Annotated in this window: 22 protein-coding genes; 18 read left to right on the forward strand and 4 right to left on the reverse strand. The window is 67.7% G+C overall.

From position 1 onward, the window contains the following. The 13 genes from O3I_RS04685 to O3I_RS04745 all read left to right on the forward strand — a co-directional run bounded on the left by O3I_RS04685 (position 1) and on the right by O3I_RS04745 (position 8,982). Positions 1-258 (forward strand): hypothetical protein, encoded by a 258-nt coding sequence (locus O3I_RS04685; protein WP_014981744.1) that lies wholly within the window; start codon positions 1-3, stop codon positions 256-258. A 76-nt stretch (positions 259-334) separates the two neighbouring features. Continuing rightward, positions 335-721, forward strand: coding sequence for a hypothetical protein (locus O3I_RS04690; protein ID WP_014981745.1), 387 nt, complete (start codon positions 335-337; stop codon positions 719-721). Positions 722-1,007: 286 nt separating this feature from the next. Then, complete coding sequence (locus O3I_RS04695) at positions 1,008-2,768, forward strand: hypothetical protein (RefSeq protein ID WP_014981746.1); 1,761 nt, start codon at positions 1,008-1,010, stop codon at positions 2,766-2,768. Then, entirely contained in the window at positions 2,765-3,550 is a 786-nt protein-coding gene (locus tag O3I_RS04700; protein ID WP_014981747.1) for an ESX secretion-associated protein EspG, read from the forward strand. The genes O3I_RS04695 and O3I_RS04700 overlap by 4 nt, the downstream gene beginning before the upstream one ends. Before the next feature lie 58 nt (positions 3,551-3,608). Continuing rightward, positions 3,609-3,965 (forward strand): hypothetical protein, encoded by a 357-nt coding sequence (locus tag O3I_RS04705; RefSeq protein ID WP_014981748.1) that lies wholly within the window; start codon positions 3,609-3,611, stop codon positions 3,963-3,965. A gap of 26 nt (positions 3,966-3,991) precedes the next feature. Further along, complete coding sequence (locus tag O3I_RS04710) at positions 3,992-4,291, forward strand: YbaB/EbfC family nucleoid-associated protein (protein WP_014981749.1); 300 nt, start codon at positions 3,992-3,994, stop codon at positions 4,289-4,291. A 98-nt stretch (positions 4,292-4,389) separates the two neighbouring features. Continuing rightward, positions 4,390-4,707 (forward strand): type VII secretion target, encoded by a 318-nt coding sequence (locus tag O3I_RS04715; RefSeq protein ID WP_014981750.1) that lies wholly within the window; start codon positions 4,390-4,392, stop codon positions 4,705-4,707. Next, positions 4,704-6,095 (forward strand): hypothetical protein, encoded by a 1,392-nt coding sequence (locus O3I_RS04720; protein WP_014981751.1) that lies wholly within the window; start codon positions 4,704-4,706, stop codon positions 6,093-6,095. Before O3I_RS04715 ends, O3I_RS04720 begins: the two co-directional genes overlap by 4 nt. Before the next feature lie 17 nt (positions 6,096-6,112). Next, positions 6,113-6,448, forward strand: coding sequence for a PE domain-containing protein (locus O3I_RS04725; protein WP_014981752.1), 336 nt, complete (start codon positions 6,113-6,115; stop codon positions 6,446-6,448). Between the two features lie 31 nt (positions 6,449-6,479). Next, positions 6,480-7,466, forward strand: coding sequence for a PPE domain-containing protein (locus tag O3I_RS04730; RefSeq protein ID WP_014981753.1), 987 nt, complete (start codon positions 6,480-6,482; stop codon positions 7,464-7,466). Further along, positions 7,463-8,254: an ESX secretion-associated protein EspG gene (locus O3I_RS04735; RefSeq protein WP_014981754.1), complete on the forward strand. Its 792-nt coding sequence runs from the start codon at positions 7,463-7,465 to the stop codon at positions 8,252-8,254. The genes O3I_RS04730 and O3I_RS04735 overlap by 4 nt, the downstream gene beginning before the upstream one ends. An 89-nt stretch (positions 8,255-8,343) precedes the next feature. Further along, entirely contained in the window at positions 8,344-8,640 is a 297-nt protein-coding gene (locus O3I_RS04740) for a WXG100 family type VII secretion target (RefSeq protein WP_014981755.1), read from the forward strand. 48 nt (positions 8,641-8,688) lie between these two features. Next, positions 8,689-8,982, forward strand: coding sequence for a WXG100 family type VII secretion target (locus tag O3I_RS04745; RefSeq protein WP_014981756.1), 294 nt, complete (start codon positions 8,689-8,691; stop codon positions 8,980-8,982). 143 nt (positions 8,983-9,125) lie between these two features. Here O3I_RS04745 and eccE read toward each other — a convergent pair whose 3' ends face one another. After that, positions 9,126-10,919, reverse strand: a complete 1,794-nt coding sequence (gene eccE / locus O3I_RS04750) for a type VII secretion protein EccE (protein WP_237748252.1) — start codon at positions 10,917-10,919, stop codon at positions 9,126-9,128. A 125-nt stretch (positions 10,920-11,044) separates the two neighbouring features. On the opposite strand from eccE, the gene eccB reads away from it, so the two are divergent. Beyond that, a complete protein-coding gene (gene eccB / locus O3I_RS04755) occupies positions 11,045-12,559 on the forward strand; it encodes a type VII secretion protein EccB (protein ID WP_014981758.1) in 1,515 nt (504 codons plus the stop codon). A gap of 16 nt (positions 12,560-12,575) precedes the next feature. Here eccB and eccA read toward each other — a convergent pair whose 3' ends face one another. After that, positions 12,576-14,411, reverse strand: a complete 1,836-nt coding sequence (gene eccA / locus O3I_RS04760) for a type VII secretion AAA-ATPase EccA (protein ID WP_014981759.1) — start codon at positions 14,409-14,411, stop codon at positions 12,576-12,578. Positions 14,412-14,712: 301 nt separating this feature from the next. On the opposite strand from eccA, the gene eccD reads away from it, so the two are divergent. From eccD to O3I_RS04775, 3 genes are read left to right on the forward strand one after another with little or no spacing between them, the layout of a single operon-like run. After that, positions 14,713-16,143 (forward strand): type VII secretion integral membrane protein EccD, encoded by a 1,431-nt coding sequence (gene eccD / locus O3I_RS04765; protein ID WP_051066483.1) that lies wholly within the window; start codon positions 14,713-14,715, stop codon positions 16,141-16,143. 12 nt (positions 16,144-16,155) lie between these two features. Further along, positions 16,156-17,565 (forward strand): type VII secretion-associated serine protease mycosin, encoded by a 1,410-nt coding sequence (gene mycP / locus O3I_RS04770; RefSeq protein WP_141691983.1) that lies wholly within the window; start codon positions 16,156-16,158, stop codon positions 17,563-17,565. 48 nt (positions 17,566-17,613) lie between these two features. Continuing rightward, complete coding sequence (locus O3I_RS04775; RefSeq protein ID WP_041562419.1) at positions 17,614-21,702, forward strand: type VII secretion protein EccC; 4,089 nt, start codon at positions 17,614-17,616, stop codon at positions 21,700-21,702. Between the two features lie 69 nt (positions 21,703-21,771). On the opposite strand, the gene O3I_RS04780 is transcribed toward O3I_RS04775, so the two are convergent. Together O3I_RS04780 and O3I_RS04785 are read right to left on the reverse strand one after the other, a co-directional pair. Next, a complete protein-coding gene (locus O3I_RS04780) occupies positions 21,772-22,338 on the reverse strand; it encodes a GNAT family N-acetyltransferase (RefSeq protein ID WP_014981763.1) in 567 nt (188 codons plus the stop codon). After that, positions 22,335-23,144: a GntR family transcriptional regulator gene (locus tag O3I_RS04785; protein WP_014981764.1), complete on the reverse strand. Its 810-nt coding sequence runs from the start codon at positions 23,142-23,144 to the stop codon at positions 22,335-22,337. The genes O3I_RS04780 and O3I_RS04785 overlap by 4 nt, the downstream gene beginning before the upstream one ends. A 170-nt stretch (positions 23,145-23,314) precedes the next feature. On the opposite strand from O3I_RS04785, the gene O3I_RS04790 reads away from it, so the two are divergent. Further along, positions 23,315-23,815, forward strand: a complete 501-nt coding sequence (locus O3I_RS04790) for a DUF4254 domain-containing protein (RefSeq protein WP_014981765.1) — start codon at positions 23,315-23,317, stop codon at positions 23,813-23,815. The last annotated feature ends 371 nt before the right edge of the window (positions 23,816-24,186 follow it).

Here is a 24,186-nt window from a genome sequence, read left to right on the forward strand (position 1 = left end):
ATGCTCTCGGACCACCCGAGCGAGGACGAACTGCGGCTGTTCTTCGACGAGGCGCTGACCGCGGTCCGCGGCGGTGCCGGTGTGCCCACCGACAACGGACTGGACCTGCGCACCGCGAACGCCCTGTGGGAGATCGCCGAGGCCTACCCGGACATCCCCGACCACCTGATCGCCGCCGCCCACGCCGCCTTCGCCGGCCAGCTGGACGGCGCCAACGCCGCCGCCCGCCAAGCCGCCATCAACCGCGCCTTCGAGTAGTGCGCGAGCACAGCACCAGCAACGGTAGGGTGACCAGCGAGTTACCGCACACCGAGCGCGACCGGGAGGGGTTGAGATGACGGACCTGAAACCCGTTGGCATCTATCGGGAGATGTACAAGCGTGGGCACGACGATCTCCCGTCGATCCACGAATCCCGCACCGACGACCAGCCCGCCGACCGCGACCGCATCCTCGATTACCTGCGCAAGGCGCCGGAGGTCTTCGACGTCATGGAAGCCGTCCCGAACCTGATCACCGGCGAGGGGTGGATCCAGGGTGGATCGTCCCTGCACTCCGACGGCGCCTGGATCTGGCGCACCGATTCGATCGAATACCTCACAGCTCGGCCGCTCGCCCTGCCCGACGAATTCGTCCAGCGCGTGCGTGCCAACGACTACGTGCCCCCGCAATACGACCTGCTAGACGACGCTTTTCGGGAGGCGTACCTGCGTTATTTCTGATGGTGGGCCAGATGCCTCGGACACGATGTATATGTGCCACCAAGATTCGGGTCTGTACGTGCGAGTCGGGCACTAGTACCCATAGGATTGGGACGCTGTAGTAACTGGCTGCGAAGCCGACGTGCGCACACAGCGTCAGCATCGCAGCTGCGAGGAGGGCCAGTAGCGGATGAGGGATCCAGCGCATGCGCGTCGTTCGATGCCGAGGACAGGTAGGGAGCTTGCTGCTGCCGGGCAGTGCTGCTGTACCCGTACTCGGAACTTCGAGCTGCTAGGAGCATGATCGATGGGTGAGCCGAAGGACGACTGGAAGGGCTTCAAGAGGCCCGGTGCGCTCAAACTGAATCACGACGTCGCGACGAAGGCGGCGACCTATTGCGCCGACATGCTCGACATCATCGACCTGGTGGTCGGTCGAGCAGACGAACTTTCGGATCAGAAACTGCCGACGTCTTATCAACTCTTCGGTCATCTGGGTTCTGGCCAAGAAATGACCAGGGAAGTCTACAAAATCGGCACGAAGTTTCGTGAAGAAGTTATAGACGCACATAAGAAGATTCTGACCGATATGGCTCAGTCATTTCTTATCGCGGGTAACAAGTACAAGAACGCGGACGGGGATTCCAAGGCCGAGCTCACCACGTTGCAGAACAGCCGGCACCCCGACGCGGGCATCGAGCACGCCGAGCAACACTACAACGGGGAAGTCGCCGATCCCGATCACTGGTACGACAACAAACTCCCTGCGGCGAAGGACAAGTACGAGAAGTCCAAGCGGGATGACAAGGGTAACTGGCAGATCGGCAAATACGAAGGCCTACCTTCCGGCCTGAAGGTCACGGACAAGGGGGCGGCAATCGACGCCGAACCCGCTTCGACCCTCGGGTTCGAGGACTTGCACAAGCTGCACACGACATTGCGGGGCATCGACTACGTCCAGGACCTGGCTTCGGACTGGCATCGAATGGCCGTTCAGCTGGATCGAGGTTTCTCCGATTTCAAGAGGAACATCTCGAACCTCGTGGATTCCGAGGAGTGGACCGGTTACGGCGCCAACAGCGCCAAGAAGGCTGTCGGAATATATACCGGTACCGGCTCGGCTCTGGTTCAAGCCATGTACACCATGAGCAGTAATCTGATGGATGCGTACAACTGGGGAAAGACCACTCAGGTGAACATGCCCGAGTCCCCTGCCAATACGCTGTCGAAGGAAAATCAGAATATCGAGCTCGGACTGGCCCGGGATACCTTCAAAGCCTGGTACGAGCCGGGCATGGAGACGACGTCTACGGCCTTTCCGCCCTTGCCACTTCCTGAAGGTCCCAAGCAGCAGGCCTATGATCCGGGGCCGCCCGGCCCTCCCGGACCGCCCGGCCCACCCGGTACCGCTAACCCGGGGCTGAATCAAAAGCAGCAGCAGGACCAGCAGCGGCGCCTTCAGGAGCAGGCTGAACAGCAGCGCAAGGCGCTGGAAGAGCAGATGGCCCGTGCGCGCGAAGAGCAACAGCAGCGTGCTCGAGAGCAGCAGCGGCAGGAGCAACAGCGAGCACAGCAGCAGGCAGCCCAGCAAGCCGCGCAGCAGGCATCGCAGATCGCGCAGCAGGTCGCCCAGGCGGGGCAGCAGCTCGGCCAGCAACTGGCCAGTGCGGCACAGCAGGCCGCGCAGCAGGCGAGCCTGGCGGGGCTGCCCGGACTGCCCAGCCTCAAGGACCTGGAGGAGCAGGCGAAAAAGGCGATGGGCACCGCGGGGAAGGGCGCTGGGGGCGCTGGTGGTCCCGGTGGCGCGCCGAAGGGGCTCAACATGAATCAGAGCCTGGACAAGGCGTCCAAACTGTTCCCGCGTGCCGAGGCGACGACCACCGGCACTGCGGCGGCGTCCCGTGCGGGTCTTGCCGCCAGTGGTATGGGCATGGGCCCCGGCCCGGGCCCCGGCGCTGCCGGCCAGCAGAAGGAGCACAAGCGAGCCGACTACCTCGATTCCACCGAGCACTTGGAAGACGCGATCGGTGACGCGCCCGTGGTGGTCAAACCTGTTGTAGAGCAATGAACCGCACCTGGACACTCACCGATCTCGAACTCTTCGCCGTCTGGGAACGGGCGACGACGACGTGGTTGCCATGGCCATTGGTCTGCACGACACGGGCGCGTACTCGTAGTGAACTCGACTACGAAATGCGGCAGGCCGTGAATCATGTCGCGGCTACGTACCCGGAGTTCATGGGCGAGGTATTAGAGACGTTGCGCTCGCCGGAGATCTCGATCGCGGTCAATGGATATGATGGTCGCGACGAAGACAAAGTGGAAACGCTGGTGCGGGTATTGGCCGTTCGCCGTGCTGATACGGGTTACATCGTGACTCAGAAACCCGGGGAAACATACTGGCACAGTGGCGGATACACGATCGTCGAATGTGATGCGGTGCGATTGGCGGACAAGGTGGTGGCGGCACTTCCTGAAGTGTCCGCGGGCCGCGAAGCGGATTACCTCCTTCCCGTGGAAGATCGCGCGGAGGAGCTGGACTATTCGTTTGCCAGTTCTGTTGTGCGAGACTCGTTTTCGGATCCTGTGCAGCGGCGGTCCGAGAAGTTCTTGGCCGCGCCGATCGAGTATCGAGGCACCGTTGATGTCCGGCAGGGGCGTTCGCGATTCGGCCCCCGTGGTGTTACCCGCCACCAACTCCAGTGGCGTGACATCGAGGATGACGGTCGTTATGTGATCACCGAGGAATCCCCGCCCGTGGCGGTGGCGGCTGACAGTAAGCGGTTCGTGCAGATGATCAACAGCAGGGTCGCCGAGGTGGTTCGGGTCATCAAAGACGAACGAGCATAAAGGGGGTTGACGTGCGTGAGACGCTGTTATTGATCCCATGTCTGGAGGAGGGGCGGATATGACGGCACCTAAAGACGAAACGGGGCAGGAGTTTCCGACGGAATTCGTCGTGACCTCGCTGACCGGGTCGCTTGCCGTGCGCACCACGGAACAGGGCCTTCCGCTGGGGATCAAGCTCGATCAAGATCAATTGCGGCGCGCGCCGGAAGCTTTGGCGGCCGAGATATTGCGGCTGTGCAAACAATCGGCGAACCGAGCCGGCCTGGCGCGGCGGAACCAGTTGAAAGAGGCAGGTTTCACTTCCGAGATGCTGGCGATGACCGGTCTGCCCACCGAGCAGGAAGTCGCGCGGCAGGAGATCATCGAAGAGCAGGAATACGAGACCGAGCCGCAGAGCTGGCTTCGATCGGTCTGAGCGGGGAGAGGATTCGGGAGGACCTCATGGTCGACACAATGGACGAGCTGATCGCTCGGGTGCAGCAGCAGATGTACCGGCTGCGCGATCTCAACGACGCGACCGCCGCGATCCTGGTCACCGAAACCTCGCCCGACGGCGCGGTCACGGCATCGGTGGACGGCAACGGCGCGCTGGTCGGGCTGGAACTGTCCGGTGCGATCGCCAAACTCACGCCCGCGGATTTCGAGAAGACACTGGTCGACACCGCGCAGGCGGCGGCCTATCGGGCTTTCGCCGAGCGGGCCGGGCTGGTTACCGCTTACAACGAGGAAAGCACGAGGTGAGCGGCCCGGATGAGCCCGCAGTTATCAGCGAATTACGTTCCGATAGGTAAGGTTTTGCACGAAGCATCGAGGGGTGTTTCGGGATTGGACGCACAGTCATGAATCACATTGAAGTTGTTCCGGATGCGGTTCGGGCCTACGGTTCCGCCTCGGCCGCGATGGCGGCCGGCGTCGCGACGGCGGGTGCGGTCGACCAAGCCGCCACCATCGCGACCGTGGTGCCGGTGTTCGGCCTGATCGGTCAGGAGTTCCTCGCCTCGTTCGCGTTCGCGCAGGCGAACCATTTGTCCTCGGTGGCCGAACTCGCCGCGGTGCACGCGGGTACGGCGCTCACCGCGCATCAGGCCGCGAGCACGTACGAGGTCACCGACAGCGCGTCCGGTGCGGCCATCGGATCGGTCAACTCGAAGTCATGACCAATCCCGGGGCCATCCCACCGCCGGGGGCGGAGCCACTGGATCCCACCGTGCTGGATCTGTTGCGCGGCAGTGTTCTTGCCCCGATGCTCGACCAGCCGGTGAACGACATCCTGCACAACTTGGGCCTGCCGAACCTGCCCGAGATGCCCGCGCACATCCAGATGCCGGAGATGCCGCCGCTGCCGCCGCTCGATCTGACGGCGCTGATGCGGCCGCTGACCGATCTGGCGTCGGCGTTCGGCAGCGGGCAGTTGCCCGCGGCCGCGCCCGCCCCTGCCCCGGCCAACGCGGACGGTACGCAGAACGCGGCCGCACCGGCGCCCGCGCCCGACCCGACCCAGCTGCTGTCCGGCATCTCCACGGTGATGCAGACGGTGATGCAGGTCGGTACCTCGGCGATCCAGACGGCGATGTCGGTCTGGCAGGGCCTGGCGGCGATGGAGGCGGCGAAGAAAGCCGGTGAGGCGCAAGCGGATGCGGGCAAACTGCAGGCGCAGAGCGGCGAGGAGAAGCTCGTCCTCGGCGAGGCGGCGGGCAGCGTCTTCACCGGCGCGGGCCTGATGTCCGCGGTGGTGGCGAAGTTCTCCACGACCCTCGCACTGGCACCCCTGTACGCGGCCACGCCTGCGGGACAGGTGTTCTTGGCGGCATCGGCGGTCGAGGCGATGGCCGAGGCGCTCGGCATCACCGTCAAGACCAAGGGCGAACTGCTCGGCCACAGCGGCACCATGACCAAGGCCGGTACGAAGGTCCCGATCACCAACGCGCCCAAGGGCGTTGCGGGTGCGGGCGGCGCCGACCAGCTCAGCCAGCTGATGAGCTTGGTGACGCCGCTGATCAGCACCGCGAGCACGGCGGCGCAGTCACTCGGCCAGCTCGCGCAGGCGAGTTCGTCGCTCAGCGCGCCGAAATCGCCCATCGATTCGAAAGCCCATGTGGCCAGCGAACTTTCCGACGAGGAGAAGGCCAAGGCGGAGGCTTCGCGCGGGGCTGGCCCGGGTGTGGGCGCGTACGGCCCCGGTCCCGGTGCTGCGGCCGCTCCGGCGCAACCGCTGAACCCGTGGCAGGGCACCAGGGTCGCGAGCGGTTCGGTGGGCGCGCTCACCGGGCTGGGCAGTGTCGGCGCGAGTCCGGCTGCGGCAGCGGCGATGTCGGGCTCGACCGGTACCGGTAGCGGCATGATGCCGATGGGCGGCGCCGGTGCGATGGGTGCTGCGGGCATGGCCAGGGACGGCGAATCGTCTACCGACGCATTGCGCGGGCAGATGGTGACGAGCCAGCACGGCGACGAAGTGGTCGGCCGGATCGAGGGGGTCTCGCTGCCGGTGGTCGGCGCGGCCGACACCACGTCGGAACCGCCGCCGGATAAAGAACTCACGCTCTGAATCTTGAGGAGGGTCTCATGAGTGGTGAAGACGCGTTCGCGAGCGTTCAATTCGACGCTGTCGCGGCGGGGAAGGCATCGAACGGACTCGATGTGCTGGCCGATCGGCTGACCGCGGATCTGCAGGCGGCGGAGGAGGCCTTGCGGATTCAGCCCGCAGGCGCCGACGAAGTCTCCGGCCGGGCGGCGCAGACCGGGAACGAGGTCGCCACCTCGTACCTGGCGAGCGCCCAGGCCAGCGTGCACGAGATGCGCAAGCTGGCGGCCACGTTGCGGATGCACACGAACGAGTTCGCGCAGATCGAAACCGACAGCGTCGCGGACTTCGACGCCGCGGGCGGCCGGGCCGTCTGAGGCACGGTCCATGGAAGGGCACAGCGCAGCGATGATCGAACCACCGAAGCCAGGGTTCACCGGCGTGGTGTGGGAAGCGCGGCCGCCGGAGCGGCTCGCGCAAGACCTCACCATGGGGCCGGGTTCCTTGCCGATGGCCGAGGCAGCCGCCGAATGGGCGCGGCTTGCCACGGTTTTCGGCGCGGCGGTGCTCGAATACGAGCAGGTTCTTGCATCGCTGCGCGGTGCCTGGCAGTCCGGGCGCAGCAACGAGGTCATGGAGAAGGTGACCACGCTGCGCCAATGGCTGGTCGACGCGGCGGCGACGGCGAGCTCGAATGCCGCGCGGCTGCAGGCGCAGGTCACCGCGTACGAGGTGGCCAGGCTGGCCATGCCGAACACCGCGGAGATCGAGCAGATCAAGCAGGTGCAACAGGCGGTGGAGAGCGTCGGCGCCATGCTCGGCGCTCCGATCCGGGCCGTCGCCGCGGATACCGACGCGGACGCGGATGTGGCGAAAGCCGTTGCGTCGCGGGTGATGCGCAGCTACGAATCGGCGGCCGAGCCGCTGGCGACGCCGTGGCAGCATCAGGAACCGCCGAAGATCGCGCCCGAGCAGGCGTTGGTCGCGGAGCAGTCCGCGGCCGCCGCCGCGGCCGCGGCACCGAAGGCGATGCCGGGTTTCCCCGGCGTGCGGGTGGGTTCGATCGGCATTCCCGCGTTGCCGCCGCGTGCGCTGTCCGCCTATCGCGCGCCGGTGTTCTCGCAATCGACCACCGCCGCCGAGCCGGTGGCGCGCAGCACACAGGTGGGCACGACGGCCGCCACCGGACAGTCCGCGCCGATCGCGCCCGGCGCGATGGGCGCCGCGGGCGGAGCCCAGGATTCGGCTCGGTTCCCGCGCGCCAGCCTGGCGGGCGAGGCCGATCAGATCGGGTTGGAGGGCGAAATCCAGGCCGCTCCAGCCGTACTCGGCGGCACCGAGGCAGTGGCTAAGGCGCCCACCGAGACTCGGACCGAAACCGGCGGTGCGCCGTGACCGTGCTGACCAACGACGCGTTGCTCGCGGTCGCGGACCGAGCCGGGGTGCAGACCCTGCCACTGGCGCTGGCCGTAGGGCCGCAACAGGATTCGTTCGAGGAGTGGCAGCGCGCGCAGGAGTCGGCGGTGGCCTCGCTGATCGACGGCGGCCTGATCGACGCGCACGGCGAGGTGGACCCGGAGCTGGCCGACGTGCTGTTCACCCTGGCCCACCCGGAGCAGGAGCTGGCGGCCCGCATCTACACCGGAAACGGTTCGCGCCGAGTCTGTGTGGTGCGCCGCGCGCACATGCATGCCGTCGCGGTGCGCTCGGGCGACGATTTCGACGTGCGCCCGGTGTGGACCGACGGCTCGGCCGCCGATCTGGTGCGGCCGGTGCTCGCGGCCATGGACGCGTGCCCGCCCGCCGAGATTCCCAATTTCAGCGTCCCCGCCGCGGAGCTGGCCGAACGACTCGATTCGGCCACGAACTCCAGCGAGCTGACCGACGCTCTCTATGCCTTGGGTGCCACCGATCGCGACGCCACCACTTTGGGGCTGACCTTCGGTGCGACGCACGCTTACGCCGAGATCGTGGCGTGCGCCCATGAGGATGGTGTGACCACCAGAGCGCCCGGCGCCGTCGCCGTGTACGACACCGCTCGCGGGCGGATCGTCGCGGCGCCGATGGTTTCTCCGGATCAGCAGGTCTGGTCCACGGTCACACCGGGTACCGATCATCGGGTTGCGCAAGCAGTCGCCACGTTGATCGAGGGGTTACCCGGGGGGAGGTGGCTGCCTCAGTAGTTCTCGGGGTGCAACTTCGGTTGTCTCGTATTGCAACGAGATCGCTCGTATGGGACAGCGATCAACAAAAATGACGAAAGGTCAAAGAAATGTCTCTCACCTCTCTCGGTGGCTCGGGCAAGGCTGTTGGTGTCGAGGCCGGTGGCGTCGACAAGGTCGTCGGTGACCTGGAGACCGCGATCAACAACCTGCGGACTTCGGTCAAGGAAATCGATCAGGCCGCACAGGACGTGCTGAAGGGCTGGAAGGGCGATGCGTCCGACAAGTTCGTTACGGTCGCCCGTGACTGGCACGACGAAGCCGAGGACCTGAACAAGCGGCTCGACCAGTTCTCGCAGGCCGTCGACGGCGGCAAGAAGACCCTGCAGGCCATGGACCAGGCCTGACGGTCTGTCCATCCCTTATCGGAACCCCATCGTTCTAAGGAATAAAGAATGACCATCCTTTACGATCCCGCAGCCATGAACGAGCTGTACAGCGACCTGCAGAACCACGGCGGCAAGATGAAGGGCGAGATCGACTCGCTCAACGACGCCGCCAAGGCGTTCCACGACAACCTGACCGGTGAGAACGCGTCGCAGGGCTTCGACGCGGCGCACAAGAACCTCACCACGGGTCTGGAGGACACCCTGCAGAAGCTGGATGCCCTCGGTGCTCAGGTCGAGAACGCGCTGCAGCGCGCGCTCGAGGCCGACGGCAAGGTCGGCGACGGTTTCGCCGCGTTCTGACATGTCGGCTACCTGACGGCCGGCCGGAACCTGCGAGTTCCGGTCGGCCGTTTCGGTTTTCGGAGCGTTGAGCGCGAATCAGTCCGGCCGCACGGGCTTTCGCGCGGGCGGGCCGGGTGTGACTCAGCTGGGCCGGGTGCGCTTCAGCGCGCGGCCAGCGATTCGCCGATGTAGTGCATCTCGTCCGGCGTCGTCACCATGAACACGGTCGCGCTCGCGGTGGCGGTGCGCACGGTGATCCGGTTGGGCGCGAGCGGATCCTGGAGCAGCGTGACGTCCGCGTCGATCGGTGCTGGCGGCTCGTCCGGCGTCCGTACGTGCACGATCGTGGCACCGCCCGCGTGCGCGGTGGGCGCGATGCCGTCGAAGACCACCACGGTCGTGCTCGGATAGGGCGCTGCGGGCAGCGGTGGCGCGGCGGGCGCGTGATAGCTGGCGCCCGCGGAGCGCGGCGCGATCGAGATGACATGCGGCGCATCGAGATTGGTCACCATCGTGTGCCACGCGTCCGGCCGTGCGGTGTGCACGATGGCGTGCGCGCCGAGCGCGGTGGCGCGCAGGATCACCTGCTGGGCCAGGTCGAGATTGCCGACGACCTCCAGGTGCCGGGTGCCTTCGCCGACCAGCGGCACCGCGATGCCCTGGCCGAGTTCGTCGGCGCCGATCAACTGCCCGCAGCCCGCCGTCGGTACCGCGATATCGGTGAGCGCGGCGATGGTGCCGCGGTAGCCGGTATCGGAGCCCCAGCGGCCGGTGGCGCCGATCGGCAAGGTGTCCAACAGGATTCGCATCTGATTGCCCGGCAGCTCACGCAGGCCGGGCAGTGGCGGCTCGTCGGGTTCGAAGGTGGTGTCGAACCGGACGACGGCGTTGAGCACGACGGTGCCCAGGTGGTCGGCCCGCGTGTCGTGCCGGTTCGCGCCGGGGCGCAGCCGCAGGGTCACCGTGGTGGACAGGCTCTGCACCGTCCAGATATCGGCGAGGCCGGACGGGGCGATCATGTCCGCGCCGATCTGATACTGGGTGAGGTATCGGCCCTGGTACTCCAGCGATCTCGGCGATTCGGTGAGCTGATCGACCTCGAAGCCGTGGGTGAGTTCCCGGACCGCGCTGTTCATCTCGGTGGCGGTGAGCACCGAGGTGGCGATGTCGTGCGCGGCGAGCCGGTTGGCTACCCGGCGGGTGGCGATCATCGCGGTGCGCAGCGCGCCCGTACCTCCTCCGCCGCGCTTGTCCACCGCCTCGGCGTTGGCCAGCGGGTCCAGCCGCAGCACCAGCCAGAGGGTGCGGTGCGCGATCGCGGGCAGCGGACCCAGAATGCGGTCGTAGAGGTGCGAGATGATGCCGGTGCCCGCCGTGCGCGCCCCCGTGCTCACGATGTCCACGCTGGCCAGCGTCAGGTCGAATTGGTCCAAGCAGCGGGCGATTTCGGTGAGCGGCAGCAGTTGGTCGGTGCTGAGCGAACCGCGGCGCAGCAGCGTCATCGTGTCCGGCGGCGGGTCGATGCGCAGCATGGTGAGCAGCAGTTCGCCGTCCCAGCGCACGCCGTAACCGCCGCCCTCGCTGAACGGCACGTCGAAGGCAGGCGCCTGGGTGAGCTGGTCCGCGGGCCGCAGACCGCTGCGCCGCCGGGCCAGCGCGCCGCCGATCATGCCCGCCAGGGTGCGGCCGCGGATCGGGACCAGGCCGATCAGCGCGATTCCGACGCCGGTACCGAGCGCGGCCCACAGGTTCTCGCTGGTGGCGAGGACGACCCAGGCCGCCGTCGCGGCCAGCACCACCATGGGCACCACCACCCGCAAGGGATAGACACGGAAGAGCCAGAATTCGGGATCGCGCAGGGTGTCATAGGTCGACGTGCGGCCGGGCTCTGCCGCCGCACCGTCCTCCTGCTCGGTCGCCCCGTCAGGCCTGGTCTCGTTCACACTCGTCGTCACCGCGTAGTCCCTGTCTGCCACCCGTGCGGATACTCCGCCAGCCATGAATTCATCGGTTCAGGGCCGTCCTGGAATTACGGTACCGTGTCGATGAAGATGGTTCTCGACAGTTCGATGGAGACCTTGTGCCGGCACAGTTGACCACCCGAGCCCAGGTCAACGGGTATCGATTCCTGTTGCGCCGACTCGATCACGCGCTGGTGCGGCGCGACGTGCGGATGCTGCACGACCCCATGCGGTCCCAGGTGCGCTCGCTGTGGGTCGGTTTGGTGCTGGGCATCCTCATCATCGCCGGTGCGGCGATCCTGGGCTTCCTGCGCCCACAGGGCGCGATCGGCGACAACCTGATCGTCTCGGGCAAGCAGAGCGGCGCACTGTACGTCGTGGTGCAGGCCGAGGACGGCAGCAAGACGCTGCACCCGGTGCTCAACCTGGCCTCGGCCCGGTTGATCACGGGCAGCAACGCCGAGCCGCACGGCGTCAAGGACAGCAAGCTCAACGACATGCCGCGCGGCCCGATGGTCGGCATCCCCGGCGCACCGGGCGCGCTGCCCGGGTCCTCGCAGGGCTCGCGGTCGGCGTGGACGCTCTGCGAGACGATCGCGCTGTCGCAGGGCGGCAGCGCGGCCTCGGCGACCGGCGGCACCACGACGATCATCGCGGGCAAGCCGGAGCTCGGCGATCGGATCCGCACGGTCGGCGCGGACCAGGCGCTGCTGGTGAAGCGCAGCGACAAGACCTACCTGGTCTACGACGGCAAGCGGGCCGAGATCGACCCCAGCAACTCGGTGCTGGTGCGCGCGCTGAACCTGTCCGCGCACCGCGCCCGCCCGATCGGCACCGGAATGCTCGGCGCGACAACGGAAGTCCCCGCGATCACGGCGCCGCAGATCCCGCAGGCAGGGCAGCCCGGGCCGGGTCCGCTGTCGAAAGTTCCGGTGGGCGGCGTTATTTCGGTCAGTGACGTCGGCGACGGCAAGCCCGGCCTGTATGTGGTGCTCGCCGAGGGCCTGCAGCCGGTGAGCCCGTTCACCGCGCAGCTGATCCGGTTCGCCGACTCGCACGGGATGAGCGATATCCCGACCATGCCGCCGGACGTGCTGGACCGGCTGCCGATCCTGCATTCGTTGCCGGTCAACGACTTTCCGGTGGAGCCGCCGAAGATCCTGAACGCGGAGGACGCGCCGGTCACCTGCGTGGCGTGGACCAAGACGCCGGGCACGGCCCCGGCCAACCGCAAGGTGGACGCAGGCGACGGCCCGAACGAACGCGCGGCGATCACGCTGCTCGCCGGTGTCCGCGTGCCGATCGCGGAATCCGCCAAGACCGTCACGCTGGCCACCGCGGACGGGACCGGCGACCATGTGGACGCGGTGTACGTCCCGCCGGGCACCGGTGAATTCGTCCAGGTGACCGGTATGGGGCCGGGCAGCCCGCGCCGCGGCAGTCTGTTCTACGTCGCCGACAACGGTGTGCGCTACGGCATCCCCGATATGGCGACCGCGCAGGTGCTCGGGCTCGGGAATACGCCACGCCTCGCGCCGTGGCCGATCATCGGCCAGATGGTGCCGGGCGCGACCTTGTCCCAGAAGGAAGCGCTCACCGCCCGCGACCAGCTCCCCCTGGAACCGCCGGGGTAATCCGGCGGCCGGGGGGTCAGTCGTTGAAGCCCTTGACGTTCAGCGACGCGATGATGCCCGACAGCGCGGTGTGCATATCCGGGGCCTCGATGCGCATCAGCATCGACTCGTCGATATTGGCCAGGTCCAGCGACTCGTCGTTGGCCAACCGGAACTCGCGTTCCTCCTCGGCGGCCTCGATGACGTTGCGAATGAACCGGCCGTTACCCGCCAGGTCGACGCCGCGACGCGGCTGGCCGCTCTGGTCGGTGCTCTGCAGCGAGTAGAGCTTCGTGCAGGCGATCACGAGCAGTTCGAGCGCTTCGTCGGACAGCTCCGAGTCGCGCTTGTGCGCGATGACCTTGCCGATCTCGCCGAGTTCCTCGGGGGTGTAGGACGGGAACTGCACGCGCTTGGAAAAGCGGGACGCCAGACCGTCATTGGCGGCCAGCAGGCGATCGATCTCACCGTCGTACCCGGCGATGATCACGACCAGCCGATCGCGGTCGTTCTCCATCCGGGCCAGTAGCGTGTCCACGGCTTCGCGGCCGAACGAGTCGCCGCCCTGCAGGCCGGTCTGGATCAGGGTGTAGGCCTCGTCGATGAACAGCACGCCGTCCATCGCGCTGTCGATCAGCGCCTCGGACTTGACCGCGGTGCCGCCGAGGTGCTGGGCGACGAAGTCGACGCGCTTGGCCTCGACCACCTTGTCGGTCTTCAAAATGCCTACGCCGCAATAGATCTTGGCGACCACGCGGGCGATCGTGGTCTTACCGGTGCCGGGCGGGCCGGTGAAGGCCAGGTGCTGACCGCGGGCGCCTGCGGCCAGGCCCTTCTCCGCGCGGATCTTCGCCATCTGCGCGCTCGACTGCAGCTTGGCGACCTGGGTCTTCACCGAGGACAGGCCGATCTGGGAGTCCAGCTCCGCGCGGGCCGCGGCCAGGATCTTCTTGGCGCGGTCCTCGGTCTCGGCCTGCTCCATCGCCTTCATCGACGGTGCCGAGTTCGGATCCCACTTGTCGGTGCGGGCGTCGATCGTCTCGCGGGAGGTGATGCTGATCCGGTAGGTGCGGTCGCGCATGGCCGCGGCGTTCGCGTCGAAATCCGGTGCCTGCGAGTACACCTTCTCGAACAGGCCTTGCGCGATCTCCTCGTTGCCGGATTCGCGCAGGCACAGGCCGCGGCAGAACATGGCGGTCGATCGGGCGGCCGGGATCGGGCCCGCCTCGGCCTGTTCCATCCGGCGGATCGCCTCACCGAAGAGCCCGAGCTGGGCGCAGGCGGTGCCGACCATGACGTGCGCGCCCGCGGCGAGGTATGGATCGTCCCACTCGGCCGAACCGGCCAGCACCGCCATCACATCGGGCCAGCGCTGGGTGTTGTAGTGCAGCACGCCGCGCACGTAGGCGCAGATGCGGTTGTCTATCTCCCGGTCCGGATCGCTGAGCTGCGACTTGCGGTGCGTGTCGAGCTCGTTGAGCACGCGCTCGGCCTCGTCGTACTCCTTGTCCGCGATGAGTTGCGCGGCCCAGGCCAGCCAGATCTCGGTGTAGCTCGACAGCGGGTAGTCGATATAGAGGCCGGGCAGGAAGCGGCCGGCGAGCTCCCGGGACTGCAGGCCGAGCCTGCGCTGCTCCCGGTACAGCGTGCTGGCGCTGGTCCGGTGCATGTTGAACAAGACGTCCTTGGTGAGTTCGCCTGCGGCCGCGCGACCGAGCCAGGCGTCGCACATCGTGGGGTCCCACTCGGTGGCCCGCTGAAAAGCGAGCTTCGCGTATTCGAGATCGCGCGCGGATTCCTGTCCTTCGATGGACAGTCCGAGTGACAGAATTCCGGCGTCGAAGGCTCGTTGTGCTTGGCGATTGCCGGTCATGGCTGTCTGACCCCGAAGTCTTCGTTCGTAGTGATGGGATGAGTTCTTGTGGACTCCAGACTACCGATCGCGCAGCGCCTGGTCTGTCCGTTACATTAGGTTCAGCTGCCGGGAGGTTGCAACGCAAGTGTTGTCTAGGTGAGAGTCTTAGGGTGTCGAAGTCGTTCACTCAGAAGACGTTCCACCCAGCACAGATTCACGCAGTGCAGCTGGGGCGTGAACCATCGCCAGTGGAGAGGCTGGGGGTCCGGGGTCGTTGATCGAAACACCAACCAGTGGCGCACGCGCTACTGAGCCAGAATTGAGTCGGGTATCCGTTATCGGCGGTAATACTCAGCTCGACGTCGGGCTGCCCGCGACCGTGCCGATCGCCGGATTCATCGGCGATCTGGTGGCCCTGATCGAATCCCGCAATCCGGAACAGATCGACGCCGAGGACGACTCGGTGCCGCTGCAGGCCCAGCACTGGACGCTGGCGCGGGTCGGCCAGGAGGCCTTCGCCCCGAGCCGCACGCTCAACGACGCGGACGTGCACGACGGCGAACTGCTCGTGCTGCGCTCGGTCACCTCGAAGGAAGCCCCCGCGCTCTTCGACGACGTGATCGACGCGGTCTCCCGGCTCACCGCAGAGGAGTTCCGCAGCTGGACCGGCAACTCGGCACGGTGGACCGGCCTGGTCGCCTCGGTGCTGACGGTGCTCACCGTCCTGCTGACGCTGGCGAACGCGCGCGGGCACGGCGATCCGCTCGCGCCCGCGTTCATCCTGACCGCCGCGGGCATCGGCGCGTTCGTCGCGGCCGGCTTCGCCGCCCGTAGGTATCTGGACACGATCACCGCCACCTGGCTGTCACTGGACGGGCTGTTGCTGGTGTTCGGTGGCGGCGCGCTGTTCGTGCCGGGTGCGCTGGGGAGTGCGCATCTGCTGCTCGGCTGTTCGCTGACCCTGGTGGCCGCGGTGCTCGGGTACCGGGTCATCGGCACGGGCGCCACCCTGTTCTCCGCCGCGGCCGCGGTCAGCGTGATCGCGGGCGGTTCGGCGGCGGTGTACCTGGTCTGGCATCCGGGCCTGCCGAAACTCTCGGCCGGCCTGGTGGTGGTCGGCATCGCGCTGCTGTCGATGGTGCCGCGGCTGGCCGCGGGCCTGGCCCGGCTGCCGATCCCGCCGGTGCCGACCGCGGGCGCCGCGATCGATCCGGCCGATCACGAGCCGCGCCCGACCATCGAGGGCATCGGCGCGATCGGCGCCACCGCGCTGCCGTCGGCGGCCGGTCTCGGCGAGCGGGCCCGCGCGGCCAACCAGTACCAGTCCGGCCTGATCATCGCGTGCACGCTGAGCGCGGTGATCGGCGCGTTCGGTGCGGCCGACCCGCTGGGTTCGGCGCGTTGGCAGGGTGTCACCCTCGCCGTCGTCACCGCGATCATCCTGTGCCTGCGCGGCCGGTCCTTCGCCGATCTCACGCAGGCCGCGACCCTGATCGCGGGTGGCTGCCTGGCCTTCGTCGCGCTGATCGTCGGCGCGGCCGTCGGCGACACGGACCTGGAACTGCTCGTGGTCGGTCTGCTGGTCGTGTTCGCGGCCGGCACGGTCGGCTTCGGCGTGATCGGACCGCATATCGAAGTCACGCCGGTGACCAGGCGGATGATCGAGATCTTCGAGTACATGCTGATCATCTCGTTGATTCCGCTGGTGTTGTGGATCATGAACGTCTACTCGATGGCCAGAAACATATGAGCGCAGGGAGACATGAGACCTAGCGCCTTCCGCCGCAGCCTGCTGCGGATGGCCAGTGTCGCCGCAGTGATCGGCGTGGTGAGCCTGCCCACGCCGCCCGCTTTCGCGATCTCACCACCCGTCATCGATCCGGGTGCGCTCGGTATCGCGCAGGCCCTCAGCGGCCGCCCTGCCCCGCTGGAACCCACCGAGCAGCGGGATCTGTGCGCCGAACCCGCGCTCACCGGTGCCCCGCCGAACGAGCCGCCGATCTCGCAACGGGTGCTCGAACTGCCCGCCGCCTGGCAGTTCAGCAGGGGCGCGGGACAGAAGGTCGCGGTGATCGATACCGGGGTGAACCGGCACCCCCGGCTGCCCGCCCTGCAGCCCGGCGGCGACTACGTCTCCGATACCGACGGCACCGTCGACTGCGACGGACACGGCACACTGGTGGCCGGAATCATTGCGGCACAGCCGCATCCGGGTGACGCCTTCACCGGCGTCGCGCCCGACGCCGAGATTCTCTCCATCCGCCAGCTCAGCCTGGCGTACGAGAAGAAGGACCGCGGCGGTGACCGGCCGCCTGGCACCATCCGGGCCGACGGTTACGGCAGCGTGCTCACCCTGGCCGCGGCGGTGGTCCGCGCGGTCGACCTCGGCGCCACCGTCATCAACATCTCCGAAGTGGCTTGCAGCCCAGCCGGTTCCGATCCCGCCGACTCCACGCTCGGCGCCGCGGTGAAATACGCCTACGACCGCAACGTGGTGGTGGTGGTCGCCGCGGGCAACGTCGAGTCCGACGGACCGTGCAAGACCCAGAACGAGGGCACGGGTTGGGGTGCGGTCAACACCATCGCCAGCCCCGCGTGGTTCTCCCGGTACGCGCTCGCGGTGGGTTCGGTGGACGCCGACGGCAAGCCGTCGGATCTGTCGCTGCACGGCCCATGGGTCGGCGTTGCCGCGATCGGACGCAACATCGTGTCGCTGGACAGCAAGCCGGGCGGCATCGGGCTCGTGAACGGGGTGCAGACCAGCGAGGGCATCCGTCCGGTGGACGGCACCAGTTTCGCCTCGCCTTACGTCGCCGGGTTGGCCGCCCTGGTGCGGTCCCGCTTCCCGAATCTGGACGCGCAGGGCGTGATGGATCGGATCACCCGCACCGCGCAGTCGCCGGGCACCGGCCGTGACGACGCGATCGGCGCCGGGCTGATCGATCCGCTCGCCGCGTTGACCGCGCAGCTGCCCGAGCGGCCGGTGAGTGCCGGGGCCGATGTGTCCCGGGCGATCGCCGCCCCGGTCATCCCGCCGGGGCCGGATCCGCGCCCGCGCCGGATCGCGGTGATCGGTTCGCTGGTCTGCCTGAGCGCGCTCGGCATCGGTATCGCGGTGGCGATTCCGTACCGGCGCAGACGCAAGGAGATCGAAGCCGAATACGACCCGTAGCGGCAGGCCCCGCGCCGACCGCCGACAGCTCGACCGATCGAAGGAATCATGGCTACCGAAGGTTTCGTACGACGCCCCAGGATAGCGCCGCCCCGCGCACCCGGCGGGGAGGTGGCGCTCACCCCGCCACCGGAAGTCACCCGCGCGCTGCCCGCGCCGCTGATGATGAAGCTGATGCCCGTCGTCATGGTGGTCGCGGTGATCGGCATGATCGCGATGATGGCGATGATGGGTCGCAACCTGCTGGCCAACCCGCTGTCCATGATGTTCCCGATGATGATGCTGATGTCGATGGTCGGCATGATGGCGGGCTTCCGCGGCGGCACGGGCAAGCGCGCGGTCGAGCTGAACGAGGAACGCAAGGACTACTTCCGGTACCTGGACCAGGTGCGAAAAGATGTGCGGCGCACCGGAAACAAGCAGCTGGAGACACTGGTCTGGAGCCACCCCGAACCCGCCGACCTGCCGTCGCTGATCGGCACCCGGCGGATGTGGGAGCGCAGGCCCAACGATCCCGATTTCGGTCACGTCCGGGTCGGCATGGGCAGCCACCGGCTCGCCACCAAGCTGGCGCGGCCCGAGACCGGCCCGCTGGAGGACCTGGAGCCCGTCTCGACGGTCGCGCTGCGCCGGTTCGTGCGCACCCACTCCGTGGTGCACGGCCTGCCGACCGCGGTGTCGTTGCGCGCTTTCCCGGCGATCAACATCAGCGGCTCGCCCGAGGACTCCCGGATGCTGGTGCGGTCCATGCTGATGGAACTGGTCACCTTCCACGGCCCCGACCACCTCGCGGTCGCCATCGTCTGCGCGGATCCGGACGGGGCCTGGGGCTGGGCGAAATGGCTTCCGCACCTGCAGCATCCGACCCAGCGCGACGGCATGGGCTCGGCCCGCATGATGTACACCTCGCTGGGCGAGCTGGAAACCGCGCTGGCCGCCGAGCTGATGGAGCGCGGTCGGTTCATGCGCAATCCGCAGCCGACCCAGGGGCGTTTACACCTGGTGGTGATCATCGATGACGGATACGTCAACGGCAACGAACGACTGATCAGCGAGTCCGGTCTGGACTCGGTGACCGTGCTCGACCTCACCGCGCCGGAGGGCGGGCTCGCGGCCCGGCGCGGGCTGCAACTGATCGCCTCGGACGGCGACGTGTCCGCGCGCAGCGCGGCGGGCGTCGAGAAGTTCGCCACCGCCGATATGGTGAGTCCAGCAGAGGCCGAAGCCTTTTCCCGCACCCTGTCGCGGTACCGGCTGGCCACCGCGGCACAGATCGTCAGCCTCGGCGAAGGCTCGACCGCCGACCCTGGATTGATGGCCCTGCTGAAGATTCCGGACGCGGCGCAGATCGACCCGGCCCGGGTATGGCGACCGCGCACCGCGCGCGAGCGGCTGCGCGTGCCGATCGGCATCACCCCCGACGGCACGCCAGTGGAGATCGACATCAAGGAGTCGGCCGAGAACGGTATGGGCCCGCACGGCCTGTGCATCGGCGCCACCGGCTCCGGCAAGTCGGAATTCCTGCGCACCCTGGTGCTTTCGCTGGTCACCACGCACTCGCCGGACGCGCTGAACCTGGTGCTCGTCGACTTCAAGGGTGGCGCGACCTTCCTCGGTCTGGATTCGCTGCCGCACGTCGCCGCGGTGATCACCAACCTCGAAGAGGAACTCTCACTCGTCGACCGTATGAAAGACGCCCTCGCCGGTGAAATGAACCGACGCCAGGAGCTGCTGCGGTCGGCGGGCAACTACGCCAACGTCACCGACTACGAAAAGGCGCGCGCCGCAGGCGTTCCGCTCGACCCGCTGCCCGCGCTGTTCGTCGTGGTCGACGAGTTCTCCGAATTGCTCTCGCAGAAGCCGGACTTCGCGGAACTGTTCGTGATGATCGGCCGGCTCGGCCGCTCGCTGCACGTGCACCTGCTGCTGGCCTCGCAGCGGCTGGAGGAGAACAAGCTGCGCGGCCTGGAGTCGCACCTGTCGTACCGGATCGGTCTGCGTACCTTCTCGGCCAACGAATCCCGCGCGGTGCTCGGTATCACCGACGCCTACCACCTACCCAGCGTGCCCGGCGCGGGCTACCTGAAGAGCGACGCCTCGGATCCGTTGCGGTTCAACGCGAGTTACGTGTCCGGCCCGTACGTCGCGCCGCAGGGCACGGTCACCGGTGAGGACGGCACCCCGGTCGGCGGCCAGCGACTCGCGCTGTTCACCGCGGCCCCGGTGGAGATGCCCGCGCCGCCCGAGGAAGAAGAAGCTTCGCCCCTGGATCTGCCACCCTCGCCGACCAATCCGATGCTCGAATTGCCCCCGCCGCCATCGGCACTCGGCCTGCCCGGCGCACCGGGCAGTGACGAGGGCATTCCGGATTCGCTGCTCGACGTCGTCGTGAAGCGGCTGACCGGGCACGGCCGCCCGGCGCACGAGGTGTGGCTGCCGCCGCTGGACGAATCCCCGACCGTCGATATGCTGCTGCCCGATCCGGACTGGCGTTCGCCGGTCAACCGGCACGGCCAGCTGTGGATGCCGATCGGCGTGATCGACAAGCCGTACGAGCAGCGTCGTGACGTGCTGACCATCAGTTTGGCCGGCGCACAGGGCAATGTCGCGGTCGTCGGTGGTCCGCAGTCGGGCAAGTCGACCACGCTGCGCGCGATCATCATGGCCGCCGCCGCGACGCACACCCCGCAGCATGTCCAGTTCTACTGCCTGGACTTCGGTGGCGGCAGCATGGCGGGTCTGGTCGGTCTGCCGCATGTCGGATCGGTGGCGGGTCGGCTCGACAGCGACCGGGTGCGGCGCACCATCGCCGAACTCACTTCGCTCATGCGTCAGCGCGAGGAACGGTTCGCCGAACTCGGGATCGAATCGATGGCCGAGTTCCGGCGGCGCAAGTTCGCCGCGGCCGCGCACGTGCCGGAGGGCGCGGCGTCCTCCGGTAATCCGCTGGCGGACGACCGATTCGGTGACGTCTTCCTGGTGATCGACGGTTGGGCCGTGATCCGCGAAGAGTTCGACGTGCTGGAATCGCAGATCAATGCCATTGCGGCGCAAGGCCTGTCCTACGGCATCCACGTGATCATCGGCGCGTCCCGCTGGGCCGAGATCCGGCCGGTGGTCAAGGACCAGATCGGCACCAGGCTGGAGCTGCGCCTCGGCGACCCGACCGACTCGGAGATGGGGCGGCGCACCGCTTTCCAGGTTCCGGTCGGGCGCCCCGGCCGTGGTCTCACCCCGGAACAGCTGCACATGCTCATCGCCCTGCCGCGCTTGGATTCCGACTCCGATCCGTCCACCCTGGCCGACGGCGTCTCCCGGGCCCGGCAGGAACTCGCGGAACTGCACGCGGGCCGGCACGCACCCGAGGTGCGCATGCTGCCGATGCAGTTCAGCCGGGACGAACTGCTCGCCACCACGCGCGCGCAGGGCATCGAGCTCAGCCCCACCAAGGTGGTCGTCGGACTCGGCGAATCCGAATTGCAGCCGCTGGTCCTGGATTTCCAGACCGAACCGCATTTCATGGCGTTCGCCGACGTCGAATCGGGCAAGACCACGCTGCTGCGCAACATCGTGATGGGTGTGGTGGAGAACTCGGATCCCGAGCAGGCCAAGATCATCATGATCGACTACCGGCGCACCATGCTCGGCGTGGTCGAGGGCGAGCACCTCGCCGGCTACTCCACCTCGTCGCAGACCTGCGGTCCGATGATCCAGGAGGTCGCGGAGTTCCTGTCCAAGCGCATCCCGGGCTCCGACATCACCCCCCAGCAGCTGCGTGATCGCAGCTGGTGGGAGGGCCCGGAGATCTACATCGTGGTCGACGACTACGACATGGTGGCGACCGGCGGTATCAATCCCTTTGCGCCGCTGATCGAATACATGCCGCAGGCCCGCGATATCGGCATGCACTTCGTCGTCACCCGGCGCATGGGTGGTGTGTCCCGCGCGCTGTACGACCCGATCATCGGCGGTCTGAAGAACATGTCGGTGGACACGCTGATCATGAGCGGCTCCCGGGACGAGGGCAAGATCATCGGTGAGATCCGCCCGAGCAAACTGCCGCCGGGCCGCGGCACGCTGGCCTCGCGCAGCAAGGGGCAGGAGATGGTGCAGATCGCGTATCTGCCACCGGTGTAAGCACTTCCGGTACTCCCCGGCCGGGCGCGGTTGGCGCACCCGGCAAGGGAACGGACGGTGCGCGGTCGATCAGCCGCGCGCCCAGGAGATCTCGGGTTGTGCCGGGTCGAAATCCCAGCTGTCCGTACGGCGTTCGAACAGCGCCCGGGACGGTCCGGTGGCGATCGGTCCGGCGATGCGGGCCAGGCGGAAGCCCGCACGGCGGTAGTAGTCGTGCAGTTCGGTGTTGGTGGTCCAGGCGTCGAGCCGGACCCATTCGCGTTCCTGTTGGCGCGCAATGGCTCCCGCGTGCGCCAGCAGTCGGTGGCCGAGGCGCTGGCCCGCGAATCGCAGGTCCACGATCATGAAGTGGACCACGACCGCGTCGGCTAGTTCCCACGGCGACCACAACCCCGGGTCGGCGCGATGGTTGATGGTGATGGTCGCCGCGGGCTCACCCCCGACCTCGGCGATCCAGGTCTCGCCCGCGTCGAGCGAACGCCCCACCGCCCGCGCGAATATTTCGATCGGCAGGCCGCGCCCGGCCACCGTCCACTGGTCGGAACCCTGCGCGGTCAACCACGCGGTGCGTTGCACGCGTAGTCGGCAGATCAGGCCCAGGTCCCCGATGGTCGCGCGGCGTAGAACGGTACTCATGGCAACGCGATACCCGGCCCGAACGGCACGCCGAGGGTGCGCCCGATGACTGCCATGCCCTCGGCGTCGCCGAGCTGATAGGCCAGCCGGTTGCTCGCCGCGATGGAACGGTGCCGGGTGGCCCGGGTGACCCGCTCGTGATTGGCGCCGATCCGCAAGTGGTCCAGCAGGATCGTGCCGGTCGCCACGCCGAGCACATTCGCCTCCTCCGCGCTCGCCGGCCGCGCCGTCAAGGTGTCGCGGTGGGCCGTCTCGGCCTGACCGCGGTCGGCGAGCCTGCGGGTGGTGCCCTCCGGGATGTCGTGCGGCGAGTCGATTCCCGTGGCCTCGGCCAGATCTCGCGGATAGAAGCTGACCTCCCAGGACCACGGTTCGTTGTCGAGGTACTGAACGACCGTCCTGGCCAGCACCCAGGAATCCTCCGGCACGCCGAGCCACAACGCGACCTCGGGGCCCGCGGGTTCCATCTTCGCGCTGAACTCCTTGGACGGCACGCGGTTCGCGGCCCGCGCGATCTCCTCGAAGATATCGTGTCCCGCGCGCGGGCGATCCTGTCGAATATGGTCGGTGACAACTGATTCCAGAACTTCCTGGTTTCGCACGATGGTGCCGCGGGAAGTCGCTGTATAGACCAGATTTTCGGTGACAAGCACCTGAATCGCGTTGCGAGCGGTCGTGAGTGAGACCTGCATGTGTTCGGCCAGCTCCGTGTGGCTGGGCAACCGATCACCCGGTTTCCACTTGCCTGCGCGGATCTCCTCGCGGAGGAGGTCTGCGATCCGGTGATACGTCGGACCGTCCGCCATCTTGCTCCTCGGTTGGTCGTGCAGGTAACGAAGTGTACTCTTCGTGACTTCCTACGGCCCGGTAACGCTTGACAGGTGCCTTCAGAGGTTTATTGTAATGAACGTCCTGATCCGGTGTTGTGCGGCGATGACGGCGAGGCAACGTGGCAGGTTCGGATACAACGGTCGTAATGGCTCTTCCCGGCACACTGCGGTGCGCCGATTCGGTGGTGCAGTCCCCGGCTTCCGGGCTGCTTCCCACCTCTGATCTACTCGTTCGGGCGTGTCGCGGCCATCGCGTCGTCGGCGGCCCGCTGCTCTGGTTCGCCCGCGATCTCGCGGTGCTGCACGAGCGGCGGCTGGTCGGCCGGGGTGGTTCGGTGGACACCGATCCGGTGGTGGTTCTCGAAATCGAGCGCCGCAGAGTCGAATTGGTGATGGCGATCGACGATTGGGTCGCGCGCAGCGTGCCCCAGCATCGACTCGGCGCCACCCTGCACACCGAAACCGTCGGCGCGGTCATCGACCGGCTCGCCGAATCCTCGGTGCGGGCCCACCACGCGCTGATGACTCTGGACGCGCACGACGAAAGACTGCACGGCGCTTGGCATCACCTCGCCGAGCTCGCCGACGCCTACGACGATCTGGTGCGCGACATCAGCGCAGGCAGGCGCCGACTCCCCGAGTGGTAGACCGGGTCCACAGAGTGTGCGGACGCTCCACAGCAGCTACAACCGCTGTGCTGCGCTCGGAAACTCTGTGGGGCTGATGGTTTCGCGGGCGATTGCCGAGAATGCCTGCGCCGTCCGTTCGGCGGTGCCGGTGTTCGGGAGCTCTGCGCGTGGTGCGTTCACCACCGCGCAGCGGGAAGCATGCTGCGGGTGCTCTGAAACTGTGCAGCCAAGCGCCGGCTCGCCGAGTGGTGGGCCGGGTCCACAGAGTGTGCGGACGCTCCACAGCACCTGTAAGCGCTGTGCTGCGCTCGGAAACTCTGCGGGCTGAAGGATTTCCGGGCAACCACCGGTTTGCGCGCACGGCGAGTGTCGTTGCTGTGCGGTGCGCG

The organism is Nocardia brasiliensis ATCC 700358, from assembly GCF_000250675.2.
Taxonomy (GTDB): domain Bacteria; phylum Actinomycetota; class Actinomycetes; order Mycobacteriales; family Mycobacteriaceae; genus Nocardia; species Nocardia brasiliensis_B.

Coding starts and splice junctions, on each gene's coding strand:
- O3I_RS04685 (WP_014981744.1), top strand. CDS start 1: ATGCTCTCGGACCACCCGAGCGAGGACGAACTGCGGCTGTTCTTCGAC.
- O3I_RS04690 (WP_014981745.1), top strand. CDS start 335: ATGACGGACCTGAAACCCGTTGGCATCTATCGGGAGATGTACAAGCGT.
- O3I_RS04695 (WP_014981746.1), top strand. CDS start 1,008: ATGGGTGAGCCGAAGGACGACTGGAAGGGCTTCAAGAGGCCCGGTGCG.
- O3I_RS04700 (WP_014981747.1), top strand. CDS start 2,765: ATGAACCGCACCTGGACACTCACCGATCTCGAACTCTTCGCCGTCTGG.
- O3I_RS04705 (WP_014981748.1), top strand. CDS start 3,609: ATGACGGCACCTAAAGACGAAACGGGGCAGGAGTTTCCGACGGAATTC.
- O3I_RS04710 (WP_014981749.1), top strand. CDS start 3,992: ATGGTCGACACAATGGACGAGCTGATCGCTCGGGTGCAGCAGCAGATG.
- O3I_RS04715 (WP_014981750.1), top strand. CDS start 4,390: ATGAATCACATTGAAGTTGTTCCGGATGCGGTTCGGGCCTACGGTTCC.
- O3I_RS04720 (WP_014981751.1), top strand. CDS start 4,704: ATGACCAATCCCGGGGCCATCCCACCGCCGGGGGCGGAGCCACTGGAT.
- O3I_RS04725 (WP_014981752.1), top strand. CDS start 6,113: ATGAGTGGTGAAGACGCGTTCGCGAGCGTTCAATTCGACGCTGTCGCG.
- O3I_RS04730 (WP_014981753.1), top strand. CDS start 6,480: ATGATCGAACCACCGAAGCCAGGGTTCACCGGCGTGGTGTGGGAAGCG.
- O3I_RS04740 (WP_014981755.1), top strand. CDS start 8,344: ATGTCTCTCACCTCTCTCGGTGGCTCGGGCAAGGCTGTTGGTGTCGAG.
- O3I_RS04745 (WP_014981756.1), top strand. CDS start 8,689: ATGACCATCCTTTACGATCCCGCAGCCATGAACGAGCTGTACAGCGAC.
- eccA (WP_014981759.1), bottom strand. CDS start 14,411: ATGACCGGCAATCGCCAAGCACAACGAGCCTTCGACGCCGGAATTCTG.
- mycP (WP_141691983.1), top strand. CDS start 16,156: ATGAGACCTAGCGCCTTCCGCCGCAGCCTGCTGCGGATGGCCAGTGTC.
- O3I_RS04775 (WP_041562419.1), top strand. CDS start 17,614: ATGGCTACCGAAGGTTTCGTACGACGCCCCAGGATAGCGCCGCCCCGC.
- O3I_RS04780 (WP_014981763.1), bottom strand. CDS start 22,338: ATGAGTACCGTTCTACGCCGCGCGACCATCGGGGACCTGGGCCTGATC.
- O3I_RS04785 (WP_014981764.1), bottom strand. CDS start 23,144: ATGGCGGACGGTCCGACGTATCACCGGATCGCAGACCTCCTCCGCGAG.
- O3I_RS04790 (WP_014981765.1), top strand. CDS start 23,315: ATGGCTCTTCCCGGCACACTGCGGTGCGCCGATTCGGTGGTGCAGTCC.